This window comes from Acinetobacter sp. 231_lipA (assembly GCF_058243005.1).
This window is the reverse complement of record NZ_JBZAYU010000001.1, coordinates 790,360-804,406: the sequence shown is the minus strand read 5'-3', so window position 1 is coordinate 804,406 and position 14,047 is coordinate 790,360. Positions and strand designations below refer to the sequence as shown.

Genomic DNA, 14,047 nt, shown 5'->3' with positions numbered 1-14,047 from the left:
ATACAAATTCAACTTCATATACCCATGTTTTAAGATGGCGTATGATACCTAAACTCATCCAAAGTGTATATTTGTTGCGCTTACTGAATTATTTCCCAGCTTGCCAAAAAGCTTCACCCGCTAAAATCGGATCATGACTTTCTGCTAGGGTGTCGATCCAAACTTTATACTGAGCAATCACAGGATGTTGATTGGGATGAAAGTCTTTCTTAAACCAATCGAGATATTGACCACGCATCCGAGACAGTATCCCTTTTTCCCCAAAGAACCATGGCAGCCCTTTACGCATCATTTGCAAGCGCTGAATACGGTTAAAGCCATCATGTTTGAGCATGACATCTGCACGATAGGTGGTGAAACCAAACATCATCACCGTGGTAAAGGCCAATGCAAATAGACGCGTCGCTTCAGGCACATGTCCGACTTGTTTCATCACATCAAACGCGACATCGCGGTGTTCCATTTCTTCAATTGCATGCCATGCAAATAAAGCACGTACATAGGGGTGGGCCTCAGCCAACGTGGCTTTATGGCTATAAAAAGTTTCGGCCATCAGTGCGGTTAAATGTTCTGCCGCAGCCGTCATGGCAATGTTGTATTGCGGCGAGCGTTTGCTTAATTCGAACTTGAAGATTTTATTTAAACGCTGAATAAACTGATCGACAGGCATGCCTTGTTCTCGCATGACCTGATTCATTTTGTCATGGGCAATGCCATGCTGTGCTTCCTGCTTAATAAAATCGCTTACACGAGCCGCTAAGCTTGGGTCTGTAATTTGGTCCCGAAACAAACGCACGCTTTGAATAAAATAGCGTTCTCCATCGGGGAAAGTGAGGCTGAGTGCATCGAACATGCGCGTAAGGAATGGGTCGCCGCCAAACCAAAAACGGGGCACTTCATCGAGCTTAAAATTAAGTTGAGTTCGCACAATCGGTTCAACAGGGGTTGTAACAATGGCATTCATTTTGTTTTACTTCATTTGCCTTGGATGATTGCAGTATGTCGGAGAAAATGCAGTTTGTTTTGACAGATATTGCCATTTTTTATACATTTTACGCCAATGTGAAAATATCGCATGTCAAATAGTGGGTGGGCTATCATGCAAGAGTTACAAATCCCCAATGGTTATTTTCAGCTCTGGAATATGTATCTCATAGAGCAAGGAATTGATTTTCATCAACTCGGTTTTTTAGCGCAATATCAGTATGAATTAGAGCATGTATTACAACTGCCAATCGATACCCAATCACCATTTTCGTTCTTTCAAACGATTTTACAACTGACGCGAGAGCAATTGGATTGTCCTCAGTTGATTATGGAGATGGCAAAATTTATTCAACCTGAGCATTTTGGTGTTTTGGGCTATATGGCCACACGCAGTAATAGCGTGGCTGAAGCACTGAGTTATGTGATGCGTTTTAGTCGTTTGGTGATTGATGGTGCAGAAGTTAGTCCCATGCAGATGCAGCAAAGGGGCAATGAAATTTGGCTGACTTGGCCTTTTCTCAATGAGAAATATGCTTCACTGAATGAAATGACCATGGCATCTATTGTGCATTTGGCCAAGAAAATTTTCCCCGATCAATTACAAATCTTAAAAATCCAAATGGCGCATCCAGCCCAGATGGCACAGTATCATTATCTAAAATTTTATGGTTGTGAAGTGAGCTTTAATCAAGCCTGCTATGCCTATGTGATGAGTGTGGACAGTTTGACTTTAAAATCGGGTTTTGCTGATCCTTCCTTAACGCAGCTTTTACTGAAACAAGCAGAGGTAGCAATTGCCCTCAAGCCTCGTTATGAGAGCGTATTACAACAGATTCATAGCGCCGTGGCTGATTATCTTAAAGCACATGCGGAAGCTCCTAAAATTGAACAGATTGCTAATGAATTACACCTGTCAACGCGGACCTTACAACGCCAGTTGCAAGACTGGGATAGTTCATTTAAGCGGGTACTTGAGTCAGAGCGCATGAAACGATGTGAATATCTCTTACAACAAGGTTTGAGTTTAACTGAAATCGCCTTACAACTCGGCTATTCGGGACAGTCTGCTTTAGCGCGTGCCTATAAACAGCACAGTGGACAGACATTATTACAGTTGAAACGACAACTGAAATAACAGCTGGCATAAAAAAAGCGCCTTTGGGGAGGCGCTGAAATGTATGCAATGATCAGACTGATTTCAGTCGTGGAAAACGGAATGCAATCGCAAGGATGGCAAAAATTGCCAGTATCCAACAGTAGTAAATGCTGCCGATGAGTTCAACTGGCGAAAGCTTTGCAATTGAGCAGGCCAATAGAAGCTGTGCACCATAGGGAATAAGCCCTTGTACAACACATGAAAAGATGTCGAGCAAAGCGGCTGCACGTTTGGGGTCTACGCCATATTCTTTCGCGACTTCACGTGCCATATCTCCCGATAAAATAATCGCTACAGTATTGTTGGCCACAAAAATGTTGGAGAAAACCACCAAAAAGCTCAATCCGATTTCACCTGCGCGCTCACGATCCACTTTAAATAAACGGGTGAGGCTGTAAATGCGTTGAATAAGCCAGTCGAGACCACCTTCTTTTTGCATAATGGTCGAAAGACCGCCCAAGAACATCGACAGTAAAGCGACTTCAAACATACCGACAAAACCATCATAGATGGCTGTGTTGAGTTGAATGACCGTAAATTCTGGCTGTGTAATCAGTCCCATCACCCCAGAGAGCACTACACCGACTGTAAGTACCGCAAGCACGTGTAAACGACTGAATGCGAGGAAAAATACCACCACATAGGGTAATACTAGCCAAGGATTAAAGTCTTTCGACTGAACGGTTTCGGTTTGGTGAATACTAAAGACATAAATCGCGATTGTGATTAAAGCCGCAGGTACTGCAATCCAGACATTGACGCGAAACTTGTCTCGAAGTTGAACTTTTTGACTGGTGGTGGCTGCAATGGTGGTATCCGAAATCATCGATAGGTTATCACCAAACATCGCACCGCCCACGACCGCACCTATGGCATAGACAGCAGCAATATCGGTGGCTTGAGAGAAACCAAAGGCAATCGGTGCACAGGCCGCAATGGTGCCCATCGAGGTGCCCATTGCTGTTGCAATGAACGCTGAAATAATAAATAGCATCGGTAACACAAAGGCGGGTGGAATTGCAGACAAGCCCATTTGTACTGTGGCTTCAACACTACCAATGGCGTTGGTGGTACTGGCAAATGCACCTGCCAGCATGAACACCATAAACATTAAGATGAGGTTCGGGTGACTTGCACCGCGCAGAAAGGTTTCGATGCCTTGATTCAGCTCACCGCGGTAAATCAACACCGCCAAGATAATGGCAGGAATGGCCGCAACAGGCGCTTTCATTTGATAGAACGCAAACTCGGTTCCAATCACAGAATGGTAAATACCACTGCCTAAGAAAATGGCTAAAAAAACAATAAGCGGTAACAGCGCAAGCGCACGTGCTTGCACTAAACCTGAGTTATCGGTGGTCATAGGAGATAGGGAAATGAAAGAATGTGCGTAGTATAATGCAGGTTTTGCTATTTCATAAAACTTTAAATGTAAAAGCTAAACCGCCTATTTTTATCATTTTTTTTCAAATAAAAATAAGTTTATCTAAAACTTAGACATTTTGGTATTTCCTAAAATTAGGCATCTTTGATCATTGAGAAAAAAACCGAAATATCAGTAAATGGTGCTTTACGGTTGTTCTGAAAATATTTGACGAAAAATGAATTGGAATGCGAACGCGATGTGCTCTATTCAATGAGTAAAAAATAGCGTTACAATGCAGCGTCTTGTATTTTTACAAAGCCAACTCCTCAGTAGTTTTAATTTTAAACAAGTTAAGGAAAGCACAACCCTATGTCACGTTTAGCCACTCGTTTTGGACAGCTTAAATCTCAACAGCGTAAAGCTTTGGTTTCTTATGTTATGGCTGGTGACCCTCATCCACAGGTAACAGTTCCTTTGTTACATCAGATGGTCGAGGCGGGTGTAGATGTGATTGAACTCGGTCTTCCATTTTCAGACCCTATGGCAGATGGTCCTGTGATTGCCCTTGCAGCAGAACGCGCATTGGCAGGTGGCACCAATACCTTAGACGCTTTGAATATGGTCAAAGAGTTCCGTCAAAAGGATCAAGAGACCCCAGTCGTATTAATGGGTTATCTGAATCCTGTTGAAGTCATTGGTTATGAAAAGTTTGTATCGACTGCGCATGCATGTGGTGTCGATGGCATTCTACTGGTGGACTTACCACCAGAAGAAGCAGCAGAGCTTGATGTTGTATTGAAGCAATTTGATATGGATCAAATCTTTTTACTAGCGCCAACGTCAACGGACGAACGCATTAAACATGTGGTGAAACAGGCGAGTGGTTTCATCTATTACGTGTCTTTAAAAGGGGTCACAGGTGCAGCAACTTTAGACGTTGCTGAAGCTGCAAACCGAATTGCGAAAATTAAAGCAGAAACAGATATTCCTGTCGGTGTTGGTTTTGGGATCAGTGATGCGACATCTGCCAAAGCAATGGGCGGAGTGGCTGATGCTGTGATTGTTGGTAGTGCTTTTGTTAAGCAATTTGCAAGCTTAGCACCAGAACAAGCCGTGGTTGAAACGGTTAATAAAGTCAAGGAGCTTCGAGCAGCGCTCGATGAGTTAGTATGAGTCAAGATGTTAAATCAGGGAAAATCCTAAGCCCATCGACGCCATGGACTGAACGTGGTGTACCCGGTATTCAAGTACCTGATGAGCAAACCTCACTCAAGGCGACGTTTACAGAACCAACGATTGAATGCCCTGAGTGCCATGCACTTGTTACACGTACTGCAATGTCATTTAACGCGTATGTTTGCCCACAGTGTGATGAACATTTGCGTATGAAAGCCCGTGATCGTTTGAATTGGTTCTTTGATCAAGTGCAAACAGAATTGGGACAAGAATTTAAAGCCAAAGATCCGTTGAAATTTGTCGACTCAAAGCCATATCCAGCGCGTATGAGTGAAGCACAGACCAAAACAGGTGAAACTGAAGCCTTGGTCGTGATGCAAGGTTTACTCAAAGGTATTCCTTTGGTTGCCTGTGCCTTTGAATTTGACTTCATGGGTGGTTCAATGGGTACGGTTGTTGGTGACCGTTTTGTGCAAGCGGCTGAAAAAGCCATTGCGGACAAGCAACCTCTGATTTGCTTTGCTGCTTCAGGCGGTGCGCGTATGCAAGAAGGCATGTTGTCTTTGATGCAAATGGCGCGTACTTCAGCGGCCATCCAAAAAATGAAAGATGCTGGCTTACCTTATTTGGTGGTGTTGACCCATCCTGTTTATGGTGGTGTAACCGCATCTTTAGCAATGCTCGGTGATGTACATATTGCAGAGCCGAAAGCGATGATTGGTTTTGCGGGTAAACGTGTCATTGAACAAACTGTGCGTGAAAAGCTGGAAGAGCCGTTCCAACGTGCGGAATACTTGCTTGATCATGGTGTAATCGATCAAATTGTTCACCGTCACGCATTACGTGATACAGTTTATCGTATTGTCGCGAAACTGATGAATTTGTCTTGAACACAGCACCACTTGCAACAGACTCTTTAGAAACATGGCTCGATTATTGGGGCCATGTTCATGTTACGGGGATTGATTTAGGATTGGAACGGGTCATTCCTGTAGCTGAAAAGCTCGGTGTAACGCGTCCCGATGCCAAAGTTTTAACTGTAGCGGGAACCAATGGAAAAGGTTCGACCACCACCACACTGGCTGCCATTTTAAATGCGCAAGGCTATAAGGTGGGACTGTATCAGTCACCACATATTTACCGTTTTAATGAACGGGTTAAATTGCGTGGTGTAGAGGTCGATAACCAAAGCTTGGTCGATGCTTTTGTACAAGTGGATCAAGCGCGCCGTGATTGTAGTTTAAGCCTCTCGTTCTTTGAGGCGACCACACTCGCGGCTTTTGTCATTTTTAAAGACCAAGCATGTGATGTTTGGGTCCTTGAAGTCGGTCTGGGCGGTCGCTTAGATGTGGTCAACGTGATTGAACCCGATGTTGCGGTGATCACCAATATTGGTTTAGACCATACTGACTGGCTGGGCGATACCATTGAAAAGATTGCCTTTGAAAAGGCAGGCATTATCCGTCCCAATATTCCTGTGGTGTTTGGCGGCTTACAACAAATCCCTCAAGCGATTATCGATAAAGCGGATGCTTGTGCTGCAAAACTTTATGCAGTGAATCGTGACTATTTTTATCAACGCAGTGAGCATGGTCAGTCATGGATGTTTGCATCCAGCGGCACCACTTTAAATTTACCTCTCGGCACATTGGCGGTTGAGAATATTTCAACAGCTGTTGCTGCTGTTTTATTGAGTGGTTTAACTGTCACTCAAGCGGCTATTTCTGAAGGAATTCAAAATGCAAAATTGCAAGGTCGTTTTGAAATTCGCCAAATACAGAACAAAACGGTAATTTTTGATGCAGGGCATAACCCGCATGGTGTTGCTTTTTTATTAAATCAATTGCGAAATTTCCTAAAATACAATAAACAGTACACTGAAGTAGTCAGTGTTTTCTCGATGTTGGCAGATAAAGATGTGAAATCTGTCACAGAGTTATTGAAAGATTCCATACAAATGTGGAAAATTGCGGCATTAACTGTCCCGCGTGCAGCTCCAATTGAACAATTGGATCAAGCGCTGCAAGGGCAACATGTGCAGCACTTTGACAGTGTGAAATTGGCTTTTAAATCAGCGCTCGACGAAACAAAGAATAATCAGCTGATTTTGGTATGTGGTTCATTTCATACCTTAGAAGCGGTATGGGAGTATTTGGAAGAATGTCAATGAATAGCAAACAACGTTGGATGGGTGGCGTTGTTTTATTAGGTGGTGGTGTCCTTTTGGCGGCATTACTGCTTAAAGGCAAAGAAGAAATACATCAAAATAATATTAAAGCACCAGAGCTAGTCACACAAAATGTGCAACGCAATGCTGAAGGTGAGTTGGTTCAACTTCAGCCGTTAACGGTTGATGTTGAAACAGAAAAGCGTTTACTGGAACAACAACGTGTAGCACGTGAAAAATCGGTTGCTGAACAAGAAGCTCGTGCGGCGGAATTTTTAGCAATGCAACAGCAAGCCGAAGCAGATGCTGCACGTAAAGCAGCAGAAGAATATGCTGCGTTGAATGCGCACCGTAATGCTGCACAGCAAAGCTCGGACAACATTCCACCAGAATTGGTTGAAGATGAAAAAGCCAAGCAACTGCGAATTGCTGCGGACAAAGCGGCTGAAGTAAAGAAGTTGGAACAGCAAAAGCTGCAAGCGCGTACTGAAGCTGAAAAAGCAGCGGCTACAAAAAAACTGGCTGAGCAAAAAGCCTTAGCAGAAAAGCAAGCACTTGAAGATAAAGCTAAGCGAGAAGCTGAGGCTAAACGTAAAGCAGAAGACGAGCGTAAGGCTGAAGCGAAAAAAGAAGCCGAACGTAAAGCAGATGCTGAGAAAAAAGCGGAAGACAAACGTAAGGCAGATGAAAAGCGTAAAGCTGATGAAGCCAAGAAAAAGGCGGAAGCTGAAAAAGCACGTGATTTGCTTGAACATGGCGATAAGCAGTGGATGGTACAGGTGGCATTGGCTGCCAATGAAGCCAATGCGGATGCACTGGCGGCTAAGCTTCGTGCCAAGGGCTATAAGGTCACTAAAAGTCCAACCTCTAAAGGCGTACGGATTATGGTGGGGCCATCCAAAGACCGTGATACTGCCGATGCAGCCCGCAAGAAGATTACTTCAGATGCGAGCCTCGGCATGAAGTCCGCATGGGTGATTGACTGGGTTCCACTCGACAAACGCTAAAATTGGGTTCAACCTAATTGCCTTCACTAAGATGGATTCAACAGTTGCTGTTGAATCCATTTTATATTTGCAGGGCTGAATAATGGCTCGATATTTTGCCAAATTGGATGAAAACCATAACCGCCATGTTTCATCTCAGCCAAGGCATCAGCGGTAGACCAGTTTTGAAAAATAATGCGATACATAGCCACACTGGCGCCTGTACGGTCTGAGCCATGGTAGCAATGCAGTAAAACTTTTTGCTGGTTTTGCTCCGCATGTTGAATTTGTTGCATCACCTTTAACAAATCGTCTCGGTCAATCGCCCATGTATGAATCGGGATATGCACCAGTTTAAACCCTTGGTTGGACAGTTTTTTCAGGTCTTGATTACGTGAGCGTAAATTAATAATCACATCAATTTCTTGTGCCTTTAAACTCTGAACTAAATCTTGATCGGGTTGCTCACTACGAAAAACGGTTTCACTGATTTGATAGAAATTATGCGCAGGTTGGATAGACTGTCCCCAGTGTTGTGGACGCTCTGTCTCGGGCAGCGCAGGCGTAGTCATACAGCCAGAAACACTGATACACAGAGAAAGCATAACAAGATATTTGGTCATAGGATCAGGCTCTGATGGTGTGAAAGTTCAACCGGATCATGCGCGCAAAAGATTTCGATACGTGGTTCCGACTGTGCCAATTGTTGAATTTTATGCAGGTTGCTTAAACGTTGTGCATTATCTTCGGCAAAAAATACTTCCAAGGCATTTAAGCTGCGAAGTTTGTTTTGGGGATTGAGTTCTAGGTGGGAGTAGTAGGCATCTCCGCAGAAGAGTTTCCAACCCTGTTGGGTTTTAATGGCAATGCCACAGTGACCTTCAGTATGCCCAAACAGTGGAATCAAAAGAATCTCATTATGAAATAAGTCAAACCCTTGCACTTGAGTCAAATTAAACCATGCGTCGCCGTGAATCGGCTCAATAAAGTGCCAATGGCGATGCTGCTGAAATTGTTGTGTTTTATAACGGGCTTTATTTTTGAATGATTTCAGGTTTTGTGCCGCATTATATTCGTTAGACAGGATATGTACTGTTGCATTGGGAAAGTCGGAAATACCCCCCGCATGGTCAAAATCCAGATGTGAAACCAAAATGTGTTTGACATCCTTTGGGCTAAAGCCAAGTTTTTGGATTTGTGCAATGGCTGTTAATTCTAAGTTTTGTTCAATTTTTCCAATTCGAGCCACCAACTGCCCCAAACGCTGTTTGGTGTGTAGATAGTCCTGTATGCCTAAGCCCGTATCAATCAGCACCAGCCCTTGATCTGTTTCAACCAAAAGACAATGGCACACGACCTTAGCTTGAAAACCTTTTTGACCAAAGAGTGGGGCACACACTGGACACATGGTGCCGCAATGTAAATGGTGAATGTTATAGATCATAAAGTCATTTTTATCGTATTGTTTTGACTGTTATAGCGGAAGATTTTAGTTTTAACAGTTTGATTTTGTTAAAGAGTCATGCATGCCTGCTTTAAGCGGAAAAAAGCCTGTCGATTGACAGGCTTTCAAAAGTTCAAACCCGGCTCGTCATTGGAGTTTGAAACGATCATACAAGGTGACTCAGAGCGTATTTTTATGGGTTAGTCTCCTCTTTTGATTGCTTGAAGTTCGGGCCCCATTTTGTTTTCAATGGAGCTGCTCGGTCAAAACCTCGGGCTTCACTTGTCTGCTGCCACAGCAGAATATTTTATCTTTGCTCAGGCTGTGGAGTCAGGCGTAAATACGGGGTAACTGCTTTATAACCTTTCGGAAAGCGCTGTGCGATTTCAGCTTCATCTTTGAGTGACGGCACAATCACCACATCTTCGCCTTGTTGCCAGTTCGCAGGAGTTGCAACTTTGTGGTGATCGGTCAGTTGCAGTGAGTCAATCACGCGTAAGATTTCATGGAAATTACGACCAGTCGATGCAGGATAAGTGATAATCAAACGGACTTTTTTGTTTGGATCGATAATCACTAAAGAGCGAACTGTTAATGTTTCACTGGCATTAGGATGGATAAAACCATATAGCTCAGACACTTTACGGTCTTGGTCGGCAATGATCGGGAAATTCACCGTGGTATTTTGGGTTGCATTGATGTCTTTAATCCAACCTAGATGTGACTCAACATCATCGACCGAGAGAGCAATGGCTTTTACCCCACGTTTTTCAAATTCATCTTTGAGTTTTGCGGTAAAGCCAAGCTCGGTGGTACATACTGGCGTGTAGTCAGCAGGATGTGAAAACAGTACTCCCCAGCTATCGCCTAAAAATTGATAAAAATCGATTTTGCCTTCGCTCGAAGCCTGTTGAAAGTTGGGTGCGATGTCGCCTAAACGTAAACTCATGTTGAACCTCAAATTATCTTTATGTCTATGGGATGAACATCACTATGGCGCAATTTCTTTTGCATGAAAAATAGTGTTTTATTATTTATTTATACAAAATATTCATAATTGGTCGGATAGCTGTTATGTATTTGGGGATGCCAAAGATGACCTCATTGTTGCTCTAGAGACCGTTTATTTGCATATTTGGTAACGGTGTTTAGACGAGATTTTTTCTGCTTCTGTGAAGTGTATCGCTCTATAGAATTGATTGCGCATTCGATCGGTTTATGATTGGATATAATTCTTTTCATCATTGATTTATAGTTGTTTTTTAAAGCAATTTCACAAAGTATAAAAAACTTGAGTATTAGAACAATGAAAAAAATAGGGATAGCCCTGACTTTAGTGTTATGGGGACTGGAAGTAACCCATGCGCAGAATGGTGGGCAATTGAAACAAGCCCAAGTCAGTACTGCTCGTCAAACGCCACAACAAATTACAGATCAATATCTAGCGTCTCAAAAAAGCCTCAAACAGCGTAAAGCCACCCTTTCACAGGCTCTCGAGCGAGAGTTAGCTCAAGGTCAGAATACGAATAATATTTATCAAGTTGCTTGTGTACAGCTTGTTCCGATTCTTACCGCAATGCGAGTCAATGATGAACAACTCTTGGGTTTTCTACAGAGCATGAATCCAAGTCAGTCCAATAATGGGGTGAAAGCCTCGCTGCGGAAAAATCAAGCGCTTGAAAGCAAAACCTTGAATAACTGCAAACAATTAAAGTCGCTACTTTAAAAAGACTGTTGAATCCTGATGAGTTCGGATGAAATCTCTATGTCGGCTGTTTAAAATTTGTTACATTAGTTTGCCTTAGATTCGACGGGCTAGAAACAATGAATAGATTTTTTAAATGGTTTTGTGTAAAGCCCTTGTACTTCAAATTTCTAGCACCATAATAACGACTAAGAAAACATATTCATTTGACAAGCAAGATTTAGAGAGTCTATTCATGTTGGCAAGTCTGATCGGAGGAATCTTCGGTACCAAAAATGAGCGCGAACTCAAACGCATGCGTAAAATCGTAGACAAGATTAATGCGCTCGAGCCGACGATATCCGCTCTTGGCGATGCAGACTTATCTGCAAAAACTGAAGAATTTAAACAACGATATAACAAGGGCGAAAGCCTCGATAAATTACTCCCGGAAGCATTTGCCGTCTGCCGTGAAGCAGCTAAGCGTGTCATGGGCATGCGTCATTATGATGTACAGTTGATTGGTGGTATTACCTTACACGAAGGTAAAATTGCAGAGATGCGTACAGGTGAAGGTAAAACCCTAATGGGTACCTTGGCGTGTTATTTAAACGCGATTAGTGCTCAAGGTGTTCACGTCATTACCGTGAATGACTATTTGGCACAGCGTGATGCTGAATTAAACCGTCCGCTCTTTGAATTTTTGGGTTTAAGCATCGGGATTATCTATTCCATGCAAGATCCAACAGAGAAAGCTGAAGCCTATCGTGCCGATATTACCTACGGTACCAACAACGAATTTGGCTTTGACTATCTACGTGACAACATGGTGTTCTCGCTTGCTGAGAAAAAACAACGTGGTTTGATCTATGCCATCATAGATGAAGTCGATTCGATCTTAATTGATGAAGCACGTACGCCGTTGATTATTTCAGGTCAAAGTGATGACTCTTCACAGTTGTATGCTGCAATCAATAGCATTCCACCCAAACTGCATGCGCAGAAAGAAGAAAAAGTCGCGGATGGCGGGCATTTCTGGATTGATGAAAAACAACGTTCTGTTGAAATGACAGAAATTGGTTTTGAAACGGTTGAAAATGAACTGATTGAGATGGGCTTGTTGGCTGAAGGTGAAAGTCTATATTCATCGACCAACCTGAACTTGGTTCACCATGTGACTGCTGCCATTCGTGCGCATTACTTATATCAACGCAATGTGCACTACATCATCAATGATGGTGAAGTGATCATTGTCGATGAAAACACAGGACGTACCATGCCAGGTCGTCGCTGGTCAGAAGGTTTACACCAAGCAGTTGAAGCAAAAGAAGGCTTAGAAATCCAGCCTGAAAACCAAACGCTTGCAACCACAACCTTCCAAAACTATTTCCGTCTATACAAAAAGCTTTCGGGTATGACCGGTACTGCCGATACTGAAGCTGCGGAAATGAAAGAAATTTATGGTCTAGACGTGGTGATCATTCCGACGCATCGTCCAATGATTCGTCTCGACCAAAACGATTTAATCTATTTAAATCGTAATGGTAAATACAACGCGATTATTCAAGAAATTCAACGCGTGCATGAGTCTGGTGTAGCCCCAATTTTGATTGGTACTGCAACGATTGAAGCGTCTGAGATTCTTTCTGATAAATTGCGTGATGCAGGCATTCAGCATGAAGTGTTGAACGCAAAACAACACGAACGTGAAGCGGATATTATTGCGCAAGCGGGTGCACCGCGAGCAGTAACCATTGCAACCAACATGGCAGGTCGTGGTACAGACATTCTGCTCGGTGGTAACTGGAAAGCTTTACTGGCAAAAATTGAAAACCCAACTGCTGAAGACGAAGCGCGCTTAAAAGCCGAATGGGAACAAAACCATGAAATGGTATTGAGTTCGGGTGGCTTACACATCATTGGTTCTGAGCGTCATGAATCACGTCGTATTGATAACCAGCTTCGTGGTCGTGCAGGTCGTCAGGGTGACCCAGGTGTGTCACGTTTCTACTTGTCACTTGAAGATGACTTAATGCGTATCTTTGCGGGTGATCGTGTTGTGGGCATGATGCGTGCGATGGGCTTACAAGAAGACGAAGCCATTGAGCATAAAATGGTGTCACGTTCGATTGAAAATGCGCAGCGTAAAGTTGAAGCACGTAACTTCGATATTCGTAAGAACTTATTGAAATACGATGACGTCAACAACGAACAGCGTAAAATTATTTACTCTCAACGTGATGAGGTTTTGGCCGAAAGCACATTGCAAGATTATATCGAAGAGATGCAACGTGATGTGATGCAAGGCGTGATTTCTAACTATATTCCACCTGAGTCAATTCATGATCAATGGGATATTGACGGGCTTGAAAAAGCGTTACGTGAAGACCTCGCGATTGATTTGCCAATCAATCAATGGTTGGAAGATGACCGTCGTTTAGATGAAGAATCTTTGGTTGAACGTATTACTGATGAAGTGGTACAGCGCTACCGTAGCCGCCGTGAGCAAATGGGCGATGAAACAGCAGTTATGCTGGAGCGTCACTTCATGTTGAACTCGCTGGATCGTCACTGGAAAGATCACTTGGCAGCGATGGATTATTTACGTCAAGGCATTCACTTACGTGGTTATGCACAGAAAAATCCTGAGCAAGAATACAAAAAAGAAGCGTATAACTTATTTGTAAATATGTTGGCGATTATCAAATCGGATGTTGTAACTGACTTATCTCGCGTACATGTACCAATGGCTGAAGAGCTGGCTGAAATGGAAGCTCAAAAGCAAGCTCAAGCTGAAGCGATGCAATTGAACTTGTCGCATGCCGACTTTGATGGTTTGTTGACCGATGATCAAAGCCAATTCGCAGAAGTAGATGCACAGTACGAGCCAGTCGAAGAGTTTGCGGCACCTGCGAGTCGTAACGCGCCTTGCCCATGTGGTTCAGGTCTAAAATATAAACAGTGCCACGGTAAAATCTAAACTGTGAACGAGTGAAAAAGCAGAACTTCGGTTCTGCTTTTTATTGATATGACTAAAAAATTGACGTTAAGATCAGTCCAAATACGATTCTGATTACAGTT

At 43.2% G+C, this 14,047-nt stretch carries 12 protein-coding genes; 7 read left to right on the top strand and 5 right to left on the bottom strand.

All coding sequences use genetic code 11. The annotated features are described in order from the left end of the window. Positions 1-88: 88 nt before the first annotated feature. Positions 89-964 carry a metal-dependent hydrolase gene (locus AC4CUX_RS04095; RefSeq protein WP_078388456.1) on the bottom strand — a complete coding sequence of 292 codons (876 nt, stop codon included), beginning with the start codon at positions 962-964 and terminating at the stop codon, positions 89-91. A 135-nt stretch (positions 965-1,099) separates the two neighbouring features. Between AC4CUX_RS04095 and AC4CUX_RS04090 the strand changes: the two genes are divergently transcribed. After that, positions 1,100-2,122 (top strand): AraC family transcriptional regulator, encoded by a 1,023-nt coding sequence (locus AC4CUX_RS04090; RefSeq protein WP_078388455.1) that lies wholly within the window; start codon positions 1,100-1,102, stop codon positions 2,120-2,122. 52 nt (positions 2,123-2,174) lie between these two features. On the opposite strand, the gene AC4CUX_RS04085 is transcribed toward AC4CUX_RS04090, so the two are convergent. Beyond that, positions 2,175-3,506, bottom strand: coding sequence for a Na+/H+ antiporter NhaC family protein (locus tag AC4CUX_RS04085; RefSeq protein WP_490792203.1), 1,332 nt, complete (start codon positions 3,504-3,506; stop codon positions 2,175-2,177). Positions 3,507-3,878: 372 nt separating this feature from the next. Between AC4CUX_RS04085 and trpA the strand changes: the two genes are divergently transcribed. From trpA to AC4CUX_RS04065, 4 genes are read left to right on the top strand one after another with little or no spacing between them, the layout of a single operon-like run. Continuing rightward, on the top strand, positions 3,879-4,682 hold the full coding sequence (trpA, locus tag AC4CUX_RS04080) for a tryptophan synthase subunit alpha (RefSeq protein WP_004983629.1): 804 nt from the start codon (positions 3,879-3,881) through the stop codon (positions 4,680-4,682). Continuing rightward, entirely contained in the window at positions 4,679-5,575 is an 897-nt protein-coding gene (gene accD, locus AC4CUX_RS04075) for an acetyl-CoA carboxylase, carboxyltransferase subunit beta (protein WP_004697788.1), read from the top strand. Before trpA ends, accD begins: the two co-directional genes overlap by 4 nt. After that, positions 5,572-6,855 carry a bifunctional tetrahydrofolate synthase/dihydrofolate synthase gene (folC, locus tag AC4CUX_RS04070; protein WP_114837530.1) on the top strand — a complete coding sequence of 428 codons (1,284 nt, stop codon included), beginning with the start codon at positions 5,572-5,574 and terminating at the stop codon, positions 6,853-6,855. Before accD ends, folC begins: the two co-directional genes overlap by 4 nt. Then, entirely contained in the window at positions 6,846-7,859 is a 1,014-nt protein-coding gene (locus AC4CUX_RS04065) for an SPOR domain-containing protein (protein ID WP_373863460.1), read from the top strand. Before folC ends, AC4CUX_RS04065 begins: the two co-directional genes overlap by 10 nt. 26 nt (positions 7,860-7,885) lie before the next feature. Here the strand turns inward: AC4CUX_RS04065 and AC4CUX_RS04060 are convergent, their stop codons facing one another. The 3 genes from AC4CUX_RS04060 to AC4CUX_RS04050 form a co-directional block, all read right to left on the bottom strand. After that, on the bottom strand, positions 7,886-8,461 hold the full coding sequence (locus tag AC4CUX_RS04060) for a dual specificity protein phosphatase family protein (protein WP_419381307.1): 576 nt from the start codon (positions 8,459-8,461) through the stop codon (positions 7,886-7,888). Beyond that, positions 8,458-9,282 (bottom strand): MBL fold metallo-hydrolase, encoded by an 825-nt coding sequence (locus AC4CUX_RS04055; protein ID WP_114837868.1) that lies wholly within the window; start codon positions 9,280-9,282, stop codon positions 8,458-8,460. Before AC4CUX_RS04055 ends, AC4CUX_RS04060 begins: the two co-directional genes overlap by 4 nt. Positions 9,283-9,589: 307 nt before the next feature. Beyond that, positions 9,590-10,231 (bottom strand): peroxiredoxin, encoded by a 642-nt coding sequence (locus tag AC4CUX_RS04050; protein ID WP_114837869.1) that lies wholly within the window; start codon positions 10,229-10,231, stop codon positions 9,590-9,592. A gap of 342 nt (positions 10,232-10,573) precedes the next feature. On the opposite strand from AC4CUX_RS04050, the gene AC4CUX_RS04045 reads away from it, so the two are divergent. Together AC4CUX_RS04045 and secA are read left to right on the top strand one after the other, a co-directional pair. Beyond that, positions 10,574-11,008 (top strand): ABC-three component system protein, encoded by a 435-nt coding sequence (locus tag AC4CUX_RS04045; RefSeq protein WP_227557044.1) that lies wholly within the window; start codon positions 10,574-10,576, stop codon positions 11,006-11,008. 214 nt (positions 11,009-11,222) lie between these two features. After that, entirely contained in the window at positions 11,223-13,946 is a 2,724-nt protein-coding gene (gene secA / locus AC4CUX_RS04040; RefSeq protein WP_490792202.1) for a preprotein translocase subunit SecA, read from the top strand. The last annotated feature ends 101 nt before the right edge of the window (positions 13,947-14,047 follow it).